Annotated in this window: 16 protein-coding genes and 1 tRNA gene; 10 read left to right on the top strand and 7 right to left on the bottom strand. The window is 66.8% G+C overall.

Features of this window, described 5'->3' with window-relative positions; all coding sequences use genetic code 11:
• Positions 1–31 precede the first annotated feature (31 nt).
• Both MYA_RS11850 and MYA_RS11845 read left to right on the top strand, forming a co-directional pair.
• Positions 32–736 carry a FadR/GntR family transcriptional regulator gene (locus tag MYA_RS11850; RefSeq protein ID WP_011885940.1) on the top strand — a complete coding sequence of 235 codons (705 nt, stop codon included), beginning with the start codon at positions 32–34 and terminating at the stop codon, positions 734–736.
• A gap of 251 nt (positions 737–987) precedes the next feature.
• A complete protein-coding gene (locus MYA_RS11845) occupies positions 988–1,335 on the top strand; it encodes a GFA family protein (protein WP_014723591.1) in 348 nt (115 codons plus the stop codon).
• A 45-nt stretch (positions 1,336–1,380) separates the two neighbouring features.
• Here the strand turns inward: MYA_RS11845 and MYA_RS11840 are convergent, their stop codons facing one another.
• Positions 1,381–4,473 carry a transglycosylase domain-containing protein gene (locus tag MYA_RS11840; protein WP_014723590.1) on the bottom strand — a complete coding sequence of 1,031 codons (3,093 nt, stop codon included), beginning with the start codon at positions 4,471–4,473 and terminating at the stop codon, positions 1,381–1,383.
• 304 nt (positions 4,474–4,777) lie between these two features.
• On the opposite strand from MYA_RS11840, the gene MYA_RS11835 reads away from it, so the two are divergent.
• Entirely contained in the window at positions 4,778–5,170 is a 393-nt protein-coding gene (locus MYA_RS11835; protein WP_011885937.1) for an MAPEG family protein, read from the top strand.
• Positions 5,171–5,327: 157 nt separating this feature from the next.
• Here the strand turns inward: MYA_RS11835 and MYA_RS11830 are convergent, their stop codons facing one another.
• A complete protein-coding gene (locus MYA_RS11830) occupies positions 5,328–5,639 on the bottom strand; it encodes a cupin domain-containing protein (protein ID WP_014723589.1) in 312 nt (103 codons plus the stop codon).
• Positions 5,640–5,723: 84 nt separating this feature from the next.
• Entirely contained in the window at positions 5,724–6,431 is a 708-nt protein-coding gene (locus MYA_RS11825) for a DJ-1/PfpI family protein (protein ID WP_014723588.1), read from the bottom strand.
• A 117-nt stretch (positions 6,432–6,548) separates the two neighbouring features.
• On the opposite strand from MYA_RS11825, the gene MYA_RS11820 reads away from it, so the two are divergent.
• The 4 genes from MYA_RS11820 (at position 6,549) to MYA_RS32490 (ending at position 11,350) form a co-directional block, all read left to right on the top strand.
• Positions 6,549–7,517, top strand: a complete 969-nt coding sequence (locus tag MYA_RS11820; protein WP_014723587.1) for a GlxA family transcriptional regulator — start codon at positions 6,549–6,551, stop codon at positions 7,515–7,517.
• A gap of 196 nt (positions 7,518–7,713) precedes the next feature.
• Positions 7,714–8,688 carry a LysR family transcriptional regulator gene (locus tag MYA_RS11815; RefSeq protein WP_014723586.1) on the top strand — a complete coding sequence of 325 codons (975 nt, stop codon included), beginning with the start codon at positions 7,714–7,716 and terminating at the stop codon, positions 8,686–8,688.
• A gap of 351 nt (positions 8,689–9,039) precedes the next feature.
• Positions 9,040–10,815, top strand: a complete 1,776-nt coding sequence (locus MYA_RS11810; protein WP_041493886.1) for an SWIM zinc finger family protein — start codon at positions 9,040–9,042, stop codon at positions 10,813–10,815.
• A gap of 52 nt (positions 10,816–10,867) precedes the next feature.
• Positions 10,868–11,350 carry a hypothetical protein gene (locus MYA_RS32490; RefSeq protein WP_308726612.1) on the top strand — a complete coding sequence of 161 codons (483 nt, stop codon included), beginning with the start codon at positions 10,868–10,870 and terminating at the stop codon, positions 11,348–11,350.
• A gap of 84 nt (positions 11,351–11,434) precedes the next feature.
• Here the strand turns inward: MYA_RS32490 and MYA_RS11800 are convergent.
• The 4 genes from MYA_RS11800 to MYA_RS11785 all read right to left on the bottom strand — a co-directional run bounded on the left by MYA_RS11800 (position 11,435) and on the right by MYA_RS11785 (position 15,811).
• Positions 11,435–11,511, bottom strand: a tRNA-Met gene (locus MYA_RS11800).
• 128 nt (positions 11,512–11,639) lie between these two features.
• On the bottom strand, positions 11,640–13,298 hold the full coding sequence (locus MYA_RS11795; RefSeq protein ID WP_014723584.1) for an MFS transporter: 1,659 nt from the start codon (positions 13,296–13,298) through the stop codon (positions 11,640–11,642).
• A gap of 216 nt (positions 13,299–13,514) precedes the next feature.
• Positions 13,515–15,062, bottom strand: a complete 1,548-nt coding sequence (locus MYA_RS11790; RefSeq protein ID WP_014723583.1) for a sensor histidine kinase — start codon at positions 15,060–15,062, stop codon at positions 13,515–13,517.
• A 17-nt stretch (positions 15,063–15,079) separates the two neighbouring features.
• Complete coding sequence (locus MYA_RS11785; RefSeq protein ID WP_011885929.1) at positions 15,080–15,811, bottom strand: response regulator transcription factor; 732 nt, start codon at positions 15,809–15,811, stop codon at positions 15,080–15,082.
• A gap of 188 nt (positions 15,812–15,999) precedes the next feature.
• On the opposite strand from MYA_RS11785, the gene recA reads away from it, so the two are divergent.
• The 3 genes from recA (at position 16,000) to MYA_RS11770 (ending at position 18,682) form a co-directional block, all read left to right on the top strand.
• Positions 16,000–17,070 carry a recombinase RecA gene (gene recA / locus MYA_RS11780; protein ID WP_011885928.1) on the top strand — a complete coding sequence of 357 codons (1,071 nt, stop codon included), beginning with the start codon at positions 16,000–16,002 and terminating at the stop codon, positions 17,068–17,070.
• A complete protein-coding gene (recX, locus tag MYA_RS11775) occupies positions 17,070–17,927 on the top strand; it encodes a recombination regulator RecX (protein ID WP_014723581.1) in 858 nt (285 codons plus the stop codon). Before recA ends, recX begins: the two co-directional genes overlap by 1 nt.
• 146 nt (positions 17,928–18,073) lie before the next feature.
• Positions 18,074–18,682 (top strand): DUF2889 domain-containing protein, encoded by a 609-nt coding sequence (locus tag MYA_RS11770; protein WP_011885926.1) that lies wholly within the window; start codon positions 18,074–18,076, stop codon positions 18,680–18,682.
• Positions 18,683–18,750: the final 68 nt, after the last annotated feature.

Below are 18,750 nucleotides of genomic sequence, written 5' to 3'. Positions count from 1 at the left end.
ACTATTGTGCAGATAGTGGGCAGTCGTCGCATTGCCCGCCCAACGGAGAACGATCATTCAACGCGACCTGCATGGACAGACGGCGTTCCGGCTTGCGACGGCGATCCTGCGCGGCGACTATCCGCCCGAATCGCTGCTGCCGCGCGAGGCGGACCTGATGGAGATGTTCGGCGTGAGCCGCACGGTGTTGCGCGAGGCGCTGCGCACGCTGACGTCGAAGGGGCTGGTCGAATCGCGGCCGAAGGTCGGCACGCGCGTGCGGCCGCGTCGCGCATGGAACCTGCTCGATGCCGACCTGCTCGACTGGTACGCGCGTGTCGCGCCGCCGATCGCGTTCGCGCTGAAGCTGCAGGAGATGCGCGAGATGATCGAGCCGCATGCGGCCGCGCTGGCCGCCCGCGCGCACGGGCCGGGCGGGTTCGACGCGATCGAGGCGGCGGTGCGCGCGATGGCGGCGGCGCGCAACGTCGACGAATGGGTGCGCGCCGACCTGCGCTTTCACATGAGCGTGCTCGAGGCCGGCGGCAACGAGCTGCTGGTGCCGCTCGGCGCGCTGATCGACCGCACGCTGGAGGCGCAGCTGCATCTGAACGCGCGGCGCGCTCACGTGTTCAACGCGTCGCTCGCCGAGCATACGGCCGTCAGCGATGCGATTCGCGGGCGCGACGAGGACGGCGCCCGTCGCGCGATGGCCGCGCTGCTCGCGGTGACGCGCGCGCGCATCGAGCGCTCGTGACGGCCGGGGCGGTCGCGCCGGCGCGCCGTCGGCGGCTGCGCGCGCTGCGTTCAGACCGATTCGTCGCGAGCGGAATGCCGGTCGGCGCGGTCATGTGACGCGTTCGTCGCGGCTGCCGCGATTGACGTCGCGGCGGCTCGCAGTACGTTGCGGCCGGCGTGGCGGCGCGCTACTGTGCTCGCTCGAGCGCATCCGCGTGACGGCGTCCCGCCGGCACGCGTCGATGCGCCGGTGCCGCTTCGGAGATCACCATGCTGTATCGCGGAAGCTGTCATTGCGGCGACGTGAAGTTCGACGCGCAAGGCGACCTGCAGGGCGTGATGGCCTGCAATTGCTCGATCTGCCGGCGCAAGGGCGCGCTGTTGTGGTTCGTGCCGCGCGCTCACGTCACGTTCTCGACGCCCGACGACAACCTCGCCACCTATACGTTCAACCAGCACATGATCCGGCATCGCTTCTGCAAGCGCTGCGGGATCCACACCTTCGCCGAGGCCACGCATCCGAACGGCACCGAGATGGTCTGCATCAACGTGCGGTGTCTCGAGGATGTCGATCCCGACGTGCTGCCGGTCACGCATTACGACGGCCGCTCGCGTTGAAGCGCGCGGCGCAGCTCGGCACCGGCGCGCGACGCGCCGCGGCCGTCACGACGGTAGCGGCTGCGGCGTTTCGGCCTGCGGTGCGTCGCCGGCCGTCCGCGTGCCGGCGGTCACGGGTCGCTCGATCAGCGGCGCGAGCGCCGGCGCCATCGACTTCAGCAGTTGCACGGCCATCGCGCTCGTGAAGTCGTAGCGCGCCGCGTACGGCTCGTGCGCGGTCGCGGTCAGCACGCCGAAGAAGCGGTCGCCCAGCACGAACACGAACGTGCCGCTGCGGTTGACCTTGCGCGATTCGATCAGCCGCGCGCCGCGTGCGTACACGTTGAAGCGCTGGTCGCCCGTCCCCGTCTTGCCGTACACCTCGAGCGTCTTGCCGTCGGGTAGCGTGAAGCCGCCCGCGAGGCGCCGTGCCGTGCCGTTCAGCACCACGTCGCGCAGCAGCGTGTGCGCCACGTTGACGATCTCCGGCGGCAGCAACGGCTGCGGTTGCGCGGCCGCGCGCACGAAGCGGGTTTCGTACGGCGTGCCCTTCGCGAAATCGAGGCGCGTGATCGTCTCGGTCGGCGCCTTTTGGCCGCCGTTCGCGATCAGCCCGATCAGCTTCGCGAGCGCGTCGGGCTGGTCGCCCGATGCCCCGATCGCGGCCGCGTACGACGGCGTGACTTCGGCGAACGGGTAGCCGAGCGCGCGCCACGCCTTCGTGATCTCTTCGTACGCGCGCAGCTCGACCATGTGGCGGATGCGCCGGTCCTGGGTCGCGTGGTAGCGCGTCTTGTAGAGCCACGAGTAGGTGTAGACGCGCGCGTCGCGGCTGTCGCGCTGCACGTCGCCGAGCGAGGCGTTCGGATGCGCGCGCAGATAGTTGAGCGTCCACAGCGCGAGCGGATGGACGCTCGCGATGTAGCCGCGGTCGTTCAGGTTGAAGCGGTCGATCGCGTACTTCGCGTAGAGCGCGGCGAGATCGTCGTCGGACAGCGTCGCGGCCGGCGTGCCCTTCAACTGCGCGCGCATCTGCGCATCGAACCACGCGCGCGGCTCGTTCGGCGCGACGCTGCGCAGCACCGTCGCGATCTTCGCCGGCGACTTGCGCACGTCGCGCAACATCAGCGCGAGCGCGTCGTCGGGCGCCTGGCCCGCATAGCGGGTGTAGTAGCGCTTCACGTAGACCTTGCTTTCGCCGTCGACGAATTGCGCGAGGTAGCGCTTGCGCTGCTCGGGGTCGCCGAGCCACGACGACGACGGGCCGGCCGCCTTCAGCATCTCGTAGTGCACGATGTCGCGCATCAGCCGCACGAACACGAGGTTCACCGAATGCTCGAACGCCGTATGCAGCGTGAGGATGCGGCCGTTGTCGGACTTCTCGAAGTTCGAGAACACCTGCGCGCCGCCGCCCGTGTAGAACACGTCGGGGCTCGCCGAATACTTGCGCTCGACCGCCGCGTCGAGCATCGCCTGCAGCGAGCGCTCGCGCGTATGCGACAGGTAGTCGACGGCCCAGCGCGACAAGCCGTCGAGCGGATCGAGCTTCACCTGCGCGAGCTGCGCGTTCGACAGGCCGCCGTAGCGCGCATGCAGCTCGGTCACGATCTGCAGGTAGGTGATCAGCGTGCGCAGCTTCGCCGTCGAGCCGAGGTTGATGCGGCCGCCGCGATTCACGTCGAACGGCTGGTTCACGCTGTCGGTCTGCACGCGCAGCAGGTTCGCGCCGTTGCGATGCTCGTACAGCGTGAAGCTGTACGTCAGGTGTGACGGATCGTCCTTCGGCGCGAGCATCTCGAAGCCGTACAGGCCGGCGGCCTGCGCGCCGTCGCGCGTCGACGCCTGCGCGAGGCGTTCGGCGACCGCCTGCTGCACGCCGTTGTCGAGCGTGCTGGTCGCTTCGAGATCGAGCTGATCGAGCTGGTACAGGTCGCTGATGCCGAGCGCGGACAACAGAGACGCGCGCGCCGACGACACCGCCTTGCGCGACACGAACGACTGCACGCGCGCGGCCGGCGGCGGCGCGCTGCGCTCGATCGACGCGGCGAGCGCCGCGTCGCGCAGCGCGGGCGAGATCACGCCGCCGTTCGCGAGCAGCCTCAGGTAGCTGTCGGTCAGCTTCTGCAGCGCCGGATAGCCGCGATTCAGGAAGAACGACGGCGCGCGTTGCGCGATGATCAGCGATAGCACCTCGCGGAACGCCTTGCCCTGTGCGTCGACGTTGTCGCCGGTGGTCGGCGCGGACAGGATCCGGTTCACGTCGTTGAAGTCGCGGCCGTACCACGCGGCGAGGCCGTCGCCGATGCCGGTGATTTCACCCACGTGCGCGCGCGCCGCGAGCGGCACCGAATTCAGATAGCGCACCAGGATCGCGCGGCGCGCGAGCATCGTCTGCGGGCCGTTCAGGTACGCCAGCACCGACGCGGACGCGATCTGCCGCAGCTTCTCGGGCGGCGTCGCGGTGCGGCCGTCGGGCGAATGGCGGAACTTCTCGATCTGCGTCGCGAGCGTGCTGCCGCCGGGGCGCGCCTGATGACGGTTGACCACGTGCATCGCCTGGTCCGCCAGCGCGCGGCTGAAGCGGCCCCAGTCGATCGCCGGGTTGCGGTTCGGCTGGTTCGGGTCGAGCAGATAACGATCCTCGATGAACATCAGCGCGTCGGCGACCACGCGCGGCACCGCGTCGAAATCGGCATACACGCGTTGCGGGAACACGGTCGCGAACAGCGGCGCGCCGGTCGAATCGAACAGCATCAGCCCGGACTGGTCCTTCTCTTCATACGGGAGGAACAGCCCGCGATCGGCGAGCGACAGCATCCGCTGCGAGTCGCGGGCCTGCTTGCCGACGACGAAGCCGCGGGCGAGCAGCCGTTGCTGAAACGCGGGAATCATCGAGTAGCCGAGGCGCTCGTCGTACGGGCCGTTGGCGGGGAAGCGGATGTGGTCGCTCGGGCCGGCCTCGACCGTGTAGCTGAGGTCGCGGGTGAGTTCCGACAGGTAGTGCGCTTGCAGGCGCGACGTCTGGATCTCGGTTATCACCAGCCGGGCGACGATCGCGATCGCGATCAGCAGCGCGGCCAGCAAAGACCACTTGACCCACGTCCAGACCGATGCACTCCCGGTCATGCGCGGCAGGATGCGATTCAGCGGCCGATTCATGGCGGCGTCTCCCTGAAGGCGCAGGCTCCGGCCGCACCTCATAAAGGACTAGTGTAGTCCTCCGCAGCGGGCTGCCAAGGGTGTTCACTACCGAGATGCGCGGATGCAACGCACGTGCCCGGCGCGGGCCGTCGGCCGGGCGCGCTGCACCGCGTCCGTGCGTGGGGCGCGGGCGACAAATCGGGTTCGATCCCGTTGCCGCGCGACGGTACTACGGGTTGCGGCAAGGGTGGCGCGGCGCCGCTGCGGTACGATCGGCGGACCGCGGCGCCGTGCCGCCGTGCCCGCATTGGCGAGGACCACCATGTCGATCCATCCCGTCGCGCTCTTTTGTACGGCGATTCTCGGGCTGCTGTTGTTCGGGCTCGGGCTCGTCGTGTCGGTGTCGCGCTTTCTTCACACCACGGGTTCGGGATGTCTGCCCGATCCGACCGACCGGTTGCACAAGGTCGTGCGCGCGCACGGCAACACGGCCGAATACGCGCCGTTCCTCGCGGTGCTGTTCCTGTATGTCGGCGCGCATGCGCCGTCTCGCGCGATCCTGTCGCTGATCGTCGCGGCGACCGTGTGCCGCTGCCTGCTGGTGGTCGGATTGATTGTCTGGCCGACGATGGCCAGACCCAATCCGGTGCGCTTCACCGGCGCGTTCGGTACGTATCTGTGCGGCGCGGCGCTGTGCGTATCGTTGTTCTTCTGAGCGAGCGCGCGGCGGCGCGAACGCGGCGCCGGTGATGGGTGTTCGGTGCAGCGCGCGTGCGTGTTACAGCACGCTGCGTGCGAATGCGCTCGCCGTGGCGGCACGTCGCAATCTGAACCGGCCAGCCGCGACCGACGAACCGGCGCGGCGTGCGTGGTCAAACGCTGCCTGCGGATTCGATCACGAGGATGCGCGCTTCGCCGAGCGGATGCGCGACGTGTTCGGTGCCGATCGTCGCGTGGAACAGGTCGCCCGTTTCGAGCACCGTCGCGCGTTCGATGCCGGCTTCGCGATAGCGCATCTCGACGCGGCCGTCGAGCACCGCGAACACTTCCTCGCCGTCGTTCACGTGCCAACGATACGGCCGATCGGTCCAGTGCAGCCGGACCGTGACGCCGTTCAGGTTCGCGATGTCGAGCGCGCCCCACGGGCGCGCAGCGGTGAAGGTCGTGCTGCGGATGATGTTCATCGACGGGTTCGCAGGTGCGGTTCGAATTTTGCAGGGAGCGACGAGGCCGTGCGGGCCTCGGATCAGGACGTGGATTCGACGCGTTTATCGCACTATCGCACTATCGCGCCATCGCGCCATCGCGCGCAATGCCGCGTCGATCGTCTGCCGGCGCTTTTCGAGGCCGGCCGCCGAGCGCTGCGTCACGCGCTCGAGGACCGACGCCGGCGCGGTATCCGGCGAGCCCGCGTCGAACGGCGGGGCCGGCGCATATTCGAGCGCGAGTTGAATCGACTGCGCTTCTTCGACGCCGGCGAGTTCCGCCGCGATCGTCAACGCGAAATCGATGCCGGCCGTCACGCCGCCGCCGGTGATCAGATTGCCGTCGCGTACCACGCGTTCGCGCACGGGCACCGCGCCGAGCGGTTCGAGCAACGAGTGAAACGCCCAGTGCGTCGTCGCGCGGCGGCCTTTCAGCAGGCCCGCCACGCCGAGCAGCAGCGCGCCGGTGCACACCGACGTGACGTAGCGCGCGGTGGCCGCGCGTTGCTGCACGAACGCGATCGTCTGCGCATCGAGCAGCAACTCGTTGATGCCGATCCCGCCCGGCACGCAGATCACGTCGAGCGGCGGGCAATCGTCGAACGTGCAGGTCGGCGCGAGCGCGAGGCCGCTGCTCGATGCGACGGTGTCGCGCGATTTCCAGACCAGATGGACGGCCGCATCGGGCAGTGACGCCAGCACGTCGTGCGGGCCGGTGAGATCGAGTTGCTGGACGCCCGGAAACACGAGAAGGCCGATATGCAGGGTCATGCGAACACTCCGGAAGAGAAGGACAAGCGCCGCTGCCGGCGCACGATGGACAGATCGATTCTAGGCGCGTAGTGTTTGGCGAAATTGCCATATCGCCCACGTTTTCAGCCAATCGCCATGCATGCCGCTCCCCGTTCGATCGTCGTCCTCACGTTCCCTCGTGCGCAGTTGCTTGATGTGAGCGGGCCGCTGCAGGTGTTTGCGTCGGTCAACGAGCTCGCGCAGGAGCGCGGGCAACCGGCGCCCTATGCGCCGCGCGTCGTGGCGGCCGATGGCGGGCCGGTGGAGACGTCCGCCGGGCTCGTCGTGATGGCCGATTCGCTGCGCTCGGCCGGACGGCCGGATACGGTGATCGTCGCCGGCGGCAAGGGCGTGCATGCGGCGTCGCGGGATGCGCGCACGGTGCGCTGGGTGCGCCGGCAGGCGCAGCACGCGCGACGCGTCGCGTCCGTATGCACCGGTGCGTTCCTGCTGGCGGAGGCCGGCCTGCTCGACGGGCGGCGCGCCGTCACGCACTGGGCGCGTTGCGACGAATTCGCCGCGCGCTATCCGAACGTGCGCGTCGAGCCCGATCCGATCTTCATCCGCGACGGCGCGCTGTGGACGTCGGCCGGCGTGACGGCCGGCATCGATCTCGCGCTTGCGCTCGTCGAGGAGGACCTCGGGCGCGCGATCGCACTCGACGCCGCGCGCGAACTCGTCGTGTTCCTGAAGCGGCCGGGCGGGCAGGCGCAGTTCAGCGCGATGTTGTCGATGCAGCGCACCGACGACCGCTTCGGCGAACTGCATGCGTGGATCGCCGAACACCTCGCGGCCGATCTGTCGGTGCCCGCGCTTGCCGAGCGCGTCAGCATGAGCGAGCGCAGCTTCGTGCGTCACTATCGCGCGGGCACCGGCCGCACGCCCGCGCGGGCGGTCGAACAGATTCGGATCGAAGCGGCGCAACGGCTGCTCGGCGAGACCGACTGGCCGATCAAGCGGATCGCCACGCGCTGCGGCTTCGGGTCGGAGGAGACGCTGCGGCGCAGTTTCGTGCGTGTGCTCGGTGTGTCGCCGCAGGGGTATCGGGAGCGCTTCGTGCGGTGATGGGGTGAGGCGGGATGCTCACGATGCGATTACCGGATGTGGTCGGGTGCGATGCGAGGCAATCGCATGGAAGTCGCGCACTTTGAGGCCGAGGCGGCGCGTACTGTTCGGGCTTGCGGAACAATGGGCCGGGGCTTGTGCCGCGGCCGGTGGGCGCTCTATTCTGTCCTGTTGGCGATTCGTACAGGGGCGCAGCATGGACCGCATTCAGGCAATGGAAGTTTTCACCCGCGTGGTCGACGCGAACAGCTTCACGCGCGCGGCGGACACGCTCGCGATGCCGCGCGCGTCGGTGACGACGATCATCCAGAATCTCGAGGCGCTGCTCGGCGTGCGCCTGATGCATCGGACGACGCGCCGGCTGTCGCTGACGCCGGAAGGTGCGGCGTACTACGAGCACTGCATGAAGATCATCGCGGAGATCGCCGAAGTCGATGCGAGCTTCCAGACCGGCAACCGCAAGCCGAGCGGCGTGCTGCGCGTGCATATGCCGAACTCGCTCGGGCGGCGTGTGGTGTTGCCGTCGCTGTCGATCTTTCGGCAGCGCTTTCCCGACATCGCGCTCGATCTCGGGCTGTCCGACCGCTATGTGGATCCGGTGGAGGAGGGGATCGACTGCATGATCCGCGTCGGTCCGCTGGAGGATTCGTCGATGGTCGCGCGACGGATCGGCATGCTCAAGCGCGTGACCTGCGCGTCGCCCGACTATCTGGCGCGTCATGGCGAGCCGCAGGAGATCGCCGATCTGGCCGACCATCATGCGGTGAATTTCCGGGCGAGCCACGGCGCGCGTCCGATTCCGTGGGTGTTCATGATCGACGGCAAGCCGGTCGAGGTGCGGATGGCCGGCACCGTCACCGTGAACGATTCGGATGCGTACGTGACGAGCGGCCTCGAAGGGTTCGGGATGATCCAGCCGACGCTGTTCATGGTGCTGCCGCATCTGCGCGACGGCTCGCTGGTGGAGGTGCTGCCCGAGTGCAATCCGAAGCCCAAGCCGATCTCGATCGTTTATCCGCACAACCGGCATCTGTCGCAGAAGGTACGCGTGTTCGCTGACTGGATCGCGGAGCTGTTCGAGGCGACGCCGTCGCTGGAGGGCGGGGAGAACTGGCGCGGGAAGGGGCGGGCCGGAGGGACGGAGGTGCAGAGGGGGGCGGCGGTGGTGTGAGTCGCGGGGCGCTCGCCGTGATGGTGGTGGGCGGGGGATGCGGGTGGGGCGGTAGCGCGGCAATGAAAAAAGCCGCTGTTCCGCGCATCAGTGGGCGCCGAGGGGCGCCCGATGTCCAATTGAGCATCTCCATCATTCCCCCGAGCACGGCTTGAGCGCTGGCTCTCGCGTTGCGGCGCGAATTCTGATGGACGTCGGAGACAGTACATCGACGACCATGGACGTCATCTGCGGCAGCGCCTGGAATCGTCCACGCATTACTGTGCCGTGAGTCGACTGCATGCGTCCCGGGTATCATCGTGCCTGTGCGTCGCCCGTCGCGGCATTCTTCCGCTTTTCCCCGGTCCATTGATGTCCCAGTCTGCAACGCTCTCCGAGGTTCTCACTCTTGCCGATGTACGGTCGCTTGCCGACACGAAGACCTTTGCGCGCGGCAAAGCCTATTTCCACGAGGGCGTGGTTTCCCGTCTCGAGGAGCGTGGCGGCGCCGTTCACGCCACTGTACGTGGCACGCATCGTTACCGGGTTGAACTCGCCGTCGATGACGATGGCGAACTCGCTTACGACTGTACCTGTCCGGTGGGAGACGATGGCGTTTTCTGCAAGCACGCTGTCGCTGTTGCGCTCGCCTGGCTCGAGAATTCCGGTGAAGAGGTGTTTCATGCCGAAGAGGCGGCTCCCGGCAAGCCACGCAAGAAGCGGAAGACCTACGAGGAAATGATTCGCGAATACGTCGCGACGCTCGACAAAAATGAGCTTCAGGAATTGTTGCTCGAAGCCATCGAACGCGACCTGTCGTTTCGTGACAAGCTGCTGTTCGCCGCGCGTGCGACGGGGGCCTCCGACTTGCCCGGCATGAGGGCTGCCGTCAGGCAGGCGACACGCCTTTCCCGGCCACTGGACTGGCGGGAGGCTGGCGCATACGGCGATGGCCTGATGTCGCTGGCCGATATGCTGCGCCGGAGGCTTCACGGACCTCACGCTGCACAGGTAGTCGAGCTATCCGAACTGGCGATTGCGGGCGCCGAAGCAAGCCTCGAACAGATTGACGACTCCGGTGGCGACGTGATGCCGGCGATTCTTGAACTGGCGTCTGTGCACCTCGATGCCTGCAAGTTGACTGGCCCCGACCCAGTGAAGCTCGCGGAGCGGCTATTCCGATTTCAGACAGAAGGCAAGTGGGACACCTTTTACAACGTTTTGCCGGCGTATGCGGAGCCACTGGGCAAGAACGGTTTGAGCCGCTACCGCGAGCTCGTCAACGAGGCTTGGGAAGCGCTGCCCGCGCTAGCGCTGGACAAGGAATATCGACGGTCATACGACTCGCCGCGCATGCAGCTCGAGCGCGCAATGGGGGCGCTGGCCGAACTCGATGGAGACGTTGATGCGTTGATTCGCATTTACTCGAAGGATCTGTCGGGTCCGTACCGCTATCTGCTGGTGGCGGAGCTTTGTGTCAAGCACGGTCGCCCGGATGAAGGGCTCGCTTGGGCCGAGCGCGGCATCAAAGAGTCCGGCAAGAGCCATGACCAGCGCCTGCTCGACTTCTGTATCGACGCGTATCTGCGTCGCAGTGAATTCGACACGGCCGATGCGTTCGCGTGGCGCCGCTTCGAAATGCGCCCGACAGCCGAGGCGTTTCCCGCTTTGATGAAGGTTGCCACGGCTACTGGCAGGCATGATGAGACGCGGGAGCGCGCTCTTACGCACCTTTGGGCGCTGGTTAGGGAAGAGGAGGCCGCTGCAAAATCGAAGCGCAATGTCTGGCAGCGGTCGACGCGGACCGAACTGGTCAGGATTTTTCTTGCTGGACAAGAGAACGACGCCGCATGGGAAACGTTTACCGGCGGACCGGTCGCAACGCAGCTATGGCCGGAAGTGGCCGCTGTCCGTGGCAAGACCCACCCGCACGATGCCATTGCCCTCTATCACAGGCTGCTGCCGGTTGCTGCCGAAAGCGGTACGCGCAACGCCCGATATGACGAGGCGTTTGAAATCGTGCGGGCCATCGGCACGTTGCGGGCGAAGTTGGATGAGCGTGCGGAATTCAGCCGCGAACTCGAAGAGATTCGGGCAGCGTATCGCGCCAAGCGCAACTTCATCAAGCTGCTGGTCAAACTGTCCTGAAGTCGCTCGCAGGTCGTTTCGGGCCGCGTTGAAATAGGCAAGAGTGTGCGTCGTGTGTGCGCGTCAGTTGGCGGGTGTGCCAAAGGACGCGTTCCAGTTCCGAGATCTTCGCGCGAAAGCGGGGACAGATAAAACCGAGTTGGCCGGTGATATTCGAGTGGTGCAGCGTCAGTTGACTGCTTACGTAGACGATGTGACGATTTCGGGACCGGTCGCCACGAAGAAGCTGTTGGGCGAGGTTCGGAAGGTGGTTAGTAGGTTCGGCTATAAGACCAAGCAGAAGAAATCGAAAACCTATGCCGTGACGTCGGTCAAGGTTGTCACGGGCGCCGTTGTGGTTGAACGCGAGCTGCGACTTCCAAACGAACGACATCGCAAGATATGGCGGACGAAGCAGGAGCTGTTGCGTTGTGGCGGTGAGGAAAAGGCGAAACTGATGCGGGCCTTAAAGGGCCGACTGCAGGCAGGAAGCAAGTCAGATTCTGGACAACCCTGGCGCGGAGCCGCGTGGCTAAGATTCGCGATGCAGGTGTAGTTGCCTGCATGCTGTTTGCGGAGCATGGGCTGGTTTGCGGAGCAAAGAAAAAGGGCCCAGCTTGCGCTGAGCCCTTTCTGCATTTGGTGGCGAATCAGGGATTCGAACCCCGGACCTGCGGATTATGATTCCGTCGCTCTAACCGACTGAGCTAATTCGCCGAAGAATTGAATTATGTAGATCTACCGCCCGGCTGTCAACACCTTTTTCGATCTTCCCTGAAAAAAGTTGCCGACCGTCTCATGCCGGCGCCGACCGCGCGGGCGAAACACCGCCCGCGCACCCGTCGTCAATCCTGCGCGTAGATGTTCGAGTTCTTCGTGTCCTTCACGAACAGCACGCCGATCACGAACGTCGCCAGCGCGATCACGATCGGATACCAGAGCCCCGAATAGATGTCGCCCTTCGCCGCGACGATCGCGAACGCGGTCGCGGGCAGGAAGCCGCCGAACCAGCCGTTGCCGATGTGATACGGCAGCGACATCGACGTGTAGCGGATCCGCGTCGGGAACATCTCGACCAGCATCGCGGCGATCGGCCCGTACACCATCGTCACGTAGATCACGAGGATCGTCAGGATCACGATGGTCATCGGCCAGTTCAGTTGCGCCGGATCGGCCTTCGCCGGGTAGCCGGCGCCCTTCAGCGTCGACGCGAGCGTCTTGTCGAACGCCGCGCCTTGCGCCTTCGCATCGGTGGCTTTGCCGTCATAGGCCGGGATCACCGTGTCGCCCACCTTGATCTGCGCTATCGTACCGGCCGGCGCCGCGACGTTCTCGTAGTTCAGGCCGGCTTTCGCGAGCGCGCTCTTCGCGATGTCGCACGAGCTCGTGAACTTCGACGTACCCACCGGGTTGAACTGGAACGAGCAGGTGGCCGGATCGGCGAGCACCGTGATCGGCGCCTTCTGCGTCGCGAGTTCGAGCTGCGGGTTCGCGTAGTGCGTGAGCGCCTTGAACAGCGGGAAGTACGTGAGCGCCGCGATCAGGCAGCCGGCGAGGATGATCGGCTTGCGGCCGATCTTGTCCGACAGCGAGCCGAAGAACAGGAAGAACGGCGTGCCGATCAGCAGTGCGATCGCGATCAGGATGTTCGCGCTCGCACCGTCCACCTTCAGCGTCTGCGTGAGGAAGAACAGCGCATAGAACTGGCCCGTGTACCAGACGACGGCCTGGCCGGCGGTCAGCCCGACGAGCGCCAGAATCACGATCTTCAGGTTCTTCCACTGGCCGAACGCTTCGGTCAGCGGCGCCTTCGACGTCTTGCCCTCGGCCTTGATGCGCAGGAACACCGGCGACTCGTTCAGCTGCATCCGGATCCACACCGACACCGCGAGCAGCAGGATCGACGCGACGAACGGCACGCGCCAGCCCCAGTTGCCGAACGCTTCCTCGCCGATGAAGGTGCGCACGCCGAGGATCACGAGCAACGACAGGAACAGGCCGAGCGTCGCGGTGGTCTGGATCCACGCGGTGTAGAAGCCGCGGCGGTTGGCCGGCGCATGCTCGGCGACGTAGGTCGCCGCGCCGCCGTACTCACCGCCGAGCGCAAGGCCCTGCAGCAGCCGCATCGCGATGAAGATCACCGGCGCAGCAATGCCGATCGACGTATAGCCGGGCAGGAAGCCGACCACGAAGGTCGAGATGCCCATGAGCACGATCGTCACGAGGAACGTGTGCTTGCGGCCGACCAGGTCACCGAGGCGGCCGAACACGATCGCGCCGAACGGGCGCACCGCGAAGCCGGCCGCGAAGCCGAGCAGCGTGAAGATGAACGCGGCAGTCGGGTTGACCCCGGAGAAGAAGCTCTTGCTGATGTAGGCCGCGAGTGATCCGGCCAGATAAAAGTCGTACCACTCGAACACGGTGCCGAGCGACGACGCGAAGATCACCTTCTTTTCTTCGCCCGTCATCGGCGAGTGCGAAATTTGCTCGCCTAGCGTTGCCATGAATCGTCTCCAAGTCCCTTGATATAGATGTGCGGCCGCTTTGGGAGGGCGGGCCTGACGACGATTATTGGCACGGAAACTTACGGCGCACTGACTCGCATGCACAAATTGACTGCGCGTTAACCCGCGACGAATCGGCGGTTTCGCGGTCCGATCGTGCCGCAAACGGGCGGTAAAACACCGGTTTCGCCGCGATTCGTCACGCGCCTGTCAGGGTTAATCCGCAGCGCTGCCTGACAGCGGCAGGCTGATGCGCACCAGCGTGCCCGCGAGGCGCGGCGTCTGCTGGTACACGTGATCGTCGAGCGTCAGCGTGCCGCCGTGCTGCGCGGCGATCTCGCGCACGATCGACAGCCCCAGGCCGCTGCCGTCGCCTTCGCGGCCGAGGATCCGGTAGAAGCGCTCGACCACGCGGCCGCGTTCGGCCGCCGGGATGCCGGGGCCGGTGTCCTCCACTTCGAGGTGGACGCGCTGCGCGTCGCGCTCGGCGCGCACGCGCACCGTGATGCGGCCGCCGTCGGGCGTGTAGCGGATCGCGTTGTCCACCAGGTTGCCGAGCATTTCGCGCAACATCACGGGGTTGCCGTCGACGTTGAGCGGCGCGTCGTCGTCCGGGCCTTCGTAGCCGAGATCCATCCCCTTCGCGAGCGCGGCCTGCACCCAGTCGCGCACCGTGCGGCGCGCGAGCTCGGCGATCTCGACCGGCTCCAACGTCAGCCCGCTCGCGCGGTTCTCGGCGCGCGCCAGCGCGAGCAGTTGCGTGACGAGCCGCGCGGCCTGTTCGGAACTGGTCGCGATCTGCTCGAGCGAGCGCTGCACGTCGGGCGGCACCGGATGACGCAGCGCGAATTCGGCCTGCGTGCGCAGCCCGGCGAGCGGCGTCTTCATCTGGTGCGCGGCGTCGGCGATGAAGCGCTTCTGCAGCGCCATGTTCTGTTCGAGGCGCGCCAGCAGATCGTTGAACGACGTGACGAGCGGCTCGATCTCGGGCGGCGCGCGCTGCGCCTCGACGGGCGACAGGTCGTCGGGCCGCCGCGCGCGGATGTGCGCCTGCAGCGCGTTGAGCGGCGCGAGCCCGCGCGACAGCCCGAACCAGACGAGCAGGATCGCGAGCGGCAGGATCACGAACTGCGGCAGGATCACGCCCTTGATGATGTCGTTCGCGAGCGCGTTGCGCTTGTCGAGCGTCTCGCCGACCTGCACGAGCACCGGCTGCGGGCCGCCCGGCGTCGGCAACGCGACGGTCGTGTACGCGACGCGCACGTCGTTGCCGCGCAGCAGATCGTCGCGGAACACGACGACGCCCGGCGGCGGCCGGTCTTCTTCGCGCGGCAGCGGCATGTCGGCCTCGCCCGCGACCAGCTCGCCGCGCGTGCCGAGCACCTGGAAATACACGCTGTCGACGTTGTCCGCGCGCAGGAAGTCGCGCGTCTGCTGCGGCAGCGTCAGCTCGGCGACGCCGTTGACCGGGTGGATCTGCCGCGCGAGCACGTACGCGTTGGTCTCCAGCGCGCGATCGAACGGGCCGTTCGCGATCGTCTTCGCGACCAGATAGGTGACGGCGATGCTCATCGGCCACAACAACAGGAGCGGCGCGAGCATCCAGTCGAGGATCTCGCCGAACAGCGAGCGCGGGCGCGCGGCCTCGGGCGTCTCGGTTTCGTCGGGCGGCGCGAACGGGTTCTCGTAGCGCGCATCGCGCGCGGCGTCGGCGGCGGACGGTTGCTCGCCGGCCGAAGGGCGGGAATGGACCGGCGAGGCCATCGCGGCGACGGCCGGGCTCAGCGCAGCGGCGTGCCGGCCGCCGCGGGCGGCGCAGCGGCAGCCGGGTCGGCCGGCGCCGCGGGCGCGGCTTTCTCGAGGCAGTAGCCGAGGCCGCGCACGGTGGAGATGCGCACGCCGCTCGGCTCGATCTTCTTGCGCAGCCGGTGTACGTACACTTCGATCGCGTTGTTGCTGACTTCCTCGCCCCATTCGCACAGATGGTCGACGAGCTGCTCTTTCGACACGAGCCGGCCGATGCGCTGCAGCAGCACTTCGAGCAGCCCGAGCTCGCGCGCGGACAGGTCGAGCACGCGCTCGTTCGCATACGCGATGCGGCCGACCTGGTCGAACGCGAGCGAGCCGTGGCGCACGACGGTCGGGCCGCCGCCCGCGCCGCGCCGGGTCAGCGCGCGCACGCGCGCCTCGAGCTCGTTGAGCGCGAACGGCTTGGCCATGTAGTCGTCGGCGCCGAGGTCGAGCCCCTTCACGCGCTCGTCGACGCTGTCGGCGGCCGTCAGGATCAGCACGGGGAGGTTGGAATTGCGCGCGCGCAGGCGCTTGAGCACGTCGAGCCCGGACATTTTCGGCAACCCGAGATCGAGGATCAGGAGGTCGAAGCTTTGCATCGACAGGGCGGTATCGGCGTCGACGCCGGTCTTCACGTGGTCGACCGCATAGCCCGATTGGCGGAGTGACCGGGTGAGGCCGTCCGCGAGTATGCTGTCGTCTTCGGCGATGAGAATTCGCATGTTGCTGACCGATGGCCGGCGGGCGGGCGCGCCGGCGCGGCTGTCTCCGAACTGATCCGTGTACAACGCAGCCTGCATTGCGGGCTTGCATAAAACACTGTTTTTTTATACAGTGTCTGCATTCGTGGGCAGCGCTTGAAGCGGGCGCGCCTCTGACAGACGCTGCTCATCATAGCAAAGGACGATTCATGGAAGATAGCAAGAAGGGCTCCGGGATGACCGCCGAGAAGAGCAAGGCGCTGGCGGCCGCACTCGCGCAGATCGAGAAGCAGTTTGGCAAAGGGTCGATCATGCGGATGGGCGACGGCGACGTGAAGGAAGACATCCAGGTCGTCTCCACGGGCTCGCTGGGCCTCGATATCGCGCTCGGCGTCGGCGGCCTGCCGCGCGGCCGGGTGGTCGAAATCTACGGTCCGGAATCGTCCGGCAAGACCACGCTCACGCTGCAGGTGATCGCCGAGCTGCAGAAGCTGGGCGGCACGGCAGCCTTCATCGACGCCGAGCACGCGCTCGACGTCCAGTACGCGGCGAAGCTCGGCGTGAACGTGCCGGAGCTGCTGATCTCGCAGCCGGACACCGGCGAACAGGCGCTCGAAATCACCGACGCGCTCGTGCGCTCGGGCTCGATCGACATGATCGTCATCGACTCGGTCGCGGCACTGGTGCCGAAGGCCGAAATCGAAGGCGAGATGGGCGATTCGCTGCCGGGTCTGCAGGCGCGTCTGATGTCGCAGGCGCTGCGCAAGCTGACGGGCACGATCAAGCGCACGAACTGCCTCGTGATCTTCATCAACCAGATCCGGATGAAGATCGGCGTGATGTTCGGCAACCCGGAAACCACGACGGGCGGCAATGCACTGAAGTTCTATTCGTCGGTGCGTCTGGACATCCGCCGGATCGGCTCGATCAAGAAGAACGACGAGGTAATCGGCAACGAAACCCGCGTGAAGGTCGTCAAGAACAAGGTATCGCCGCCGTTCCGCGAAGCGATCTTCGACATCCTCTACGGCGAAGGCATTTCGCGTCAGGGCGAGATCATCGATCTCGGCGTGCAGGCGAAAATCGTCGACAAGGCCGGCGCCTGGTACAGCTACAACGGCGAGAAGATCGGTCAGGGCAAGGACAACGCGCGTGAATTCCTGCGCGAGAATCCCGAAATCGCGCGCGAGATCGAGAACCGCATTCGCGAGTCGCTCGGTGTCGTCGCGATGCCCGATGGCGTGGTCGACGAAGCCGAGGCGATGGACGAAGAAGAGTGATGGCAGGGCGCCGAGGGCAGGCCGGTGAGCCGGAAGCGAGCGTCACGTCCGACGTGACGGGGCGCTCCGGCCGGCGAGCCGCATCCTCGGGCACCGACCGGCGCAGCGCGGGCAGTCGTGCCGCGCATCGCACCGAAACGAGGGCATCCGACGATGCCCTCGTTTCGTTTGAGATTGCGCCGCCGGTCGATCCGTTCGACGACGACGAATCGTTCGATGCGCACGACCGGTCGCGTCGGCGCGTGTCGGGCATCGGCATCCTCGGCGCGCGCGCGGCCGATGCCGCGGCGCCGGTCACGGAAGATGTCTACACGCGCAGCAGTCAGCATCCGCGCCGCACGCGTCGCGCGTCCGGCGGTGCTGCCGGCGAGCCTTCCGCCACCGCCGAGCGCAAATCGTCGAAGCCGCCGCGCTCGCTGAAGGGCCGCGCGCTCGGCTATCTGTCGCGGCGCGAGTACAGCCGCGCGGAGCTGGCCCGCAAGCTCGCACCGTACGTCGGCGAGGACGAATCCGTCGAGCCGGTGCTCGATGCGCTGGAGCAGGAAGGCTGGCTGTCCGACGCGCGCTTTGCCGAGAGCCTCGTGCATCGTCGCGCATCGCGTGTCGGCGTCGCGCGCATCGTGAGCGAACTGAAGCGCCATGCAGTCGGCGACACGCTCGTCGAAGAAGTGAATGCTCAATTGCGCGAGACCGAATTGACCCGCGCGCAGGCCGTCTGGCGCAAGAAATTCGGTGCGCTGCCGCAAACTCCGGCGGAGCGCGCGAAGCAGGCGCGCTTTCTCGCGGCGCGGGGCTTCTCGAGCGCGACCATCGTGAAGTTGCTGAAGGCCGGCGACGATCTCCCGATCGACGACTGACGGGCTCCGTCGCGCGCGCTGCGCGCGATTTTGCTGCAACGCAACCGCTTCCGGACAGGCGGGAATACCCGCCGTCGCGCGCCCATGCCTCAGATACCCAATATGCTAAAATCCACGGGTTTTCCTCTTCGGCCTCAACCTCCAGCATGCCGCTATCCGAGCCCGTGCCCCGTCAGTTGCGACATCGACGCGCAATCCGAGCGGAAGCCTACGAGCGCGGCGACGGCTTGTGGGACATCGAAGCCTGCCTGACCGATCACAAGCCGCGCGATGTTGCGCTTGCGTCGGGCATTCGGCCCCAGGGCTTGCCGATTCACGAACTCTGGCTGCGCGTGACCATCGATCGTGACCTCAATGTCGTCGACGCCGAAGCGTCCTCGGAATGGGTTCCCTATCCCGGTCACTGCCAATCTGCTCCTCCCGCCTATCGGGCCCTCATCGGGCTCAACCTCTTCCGCAATTTCCGCCGTAACGCGAACCGGCTGCTCGCCGGCGTCGCAGGCTGCTCCCACCTCACCGAACTGTGCGCCGTGCTGCCGACGGCGGCGATCCAGGCGTTCGCCGGTGACGTGTGGAACGTGCGCGAGGAAGGCGGCGAAGGGCCGGGCCACGGCGTGGAGCACGTCGAGCCGCCGTTCCAGCTCGGCCGCTGCCAGGCGTTGCGGTTCGACGGCGAAGTCGTGCGGCAGTACTACCCGCGCTGGTATGGTCCGATCCGGCCCGATATGCGCGTTGAAGGCAGCACGAAGGAATGAACGGAAATCATTCGAAGAAGCGTCTTAAGCGACATTTCATCCATCTCTCAGACTGAAGGGAATCACGC

This window comes from Burkholderia sp. KJ006 (assembly GCF_000262695.1).
GTDB lineage: Bacteria > Pseudomonadota > Gammaproteobacteria > Burkholderiales > Burkholderiaceae > Burkholderia > Burkholderia vietnamiensis.
Note: the sequence above shows the minus strand (reverse complement) of the source record. Positions and strands in the feature narration are given on the sequence as shown.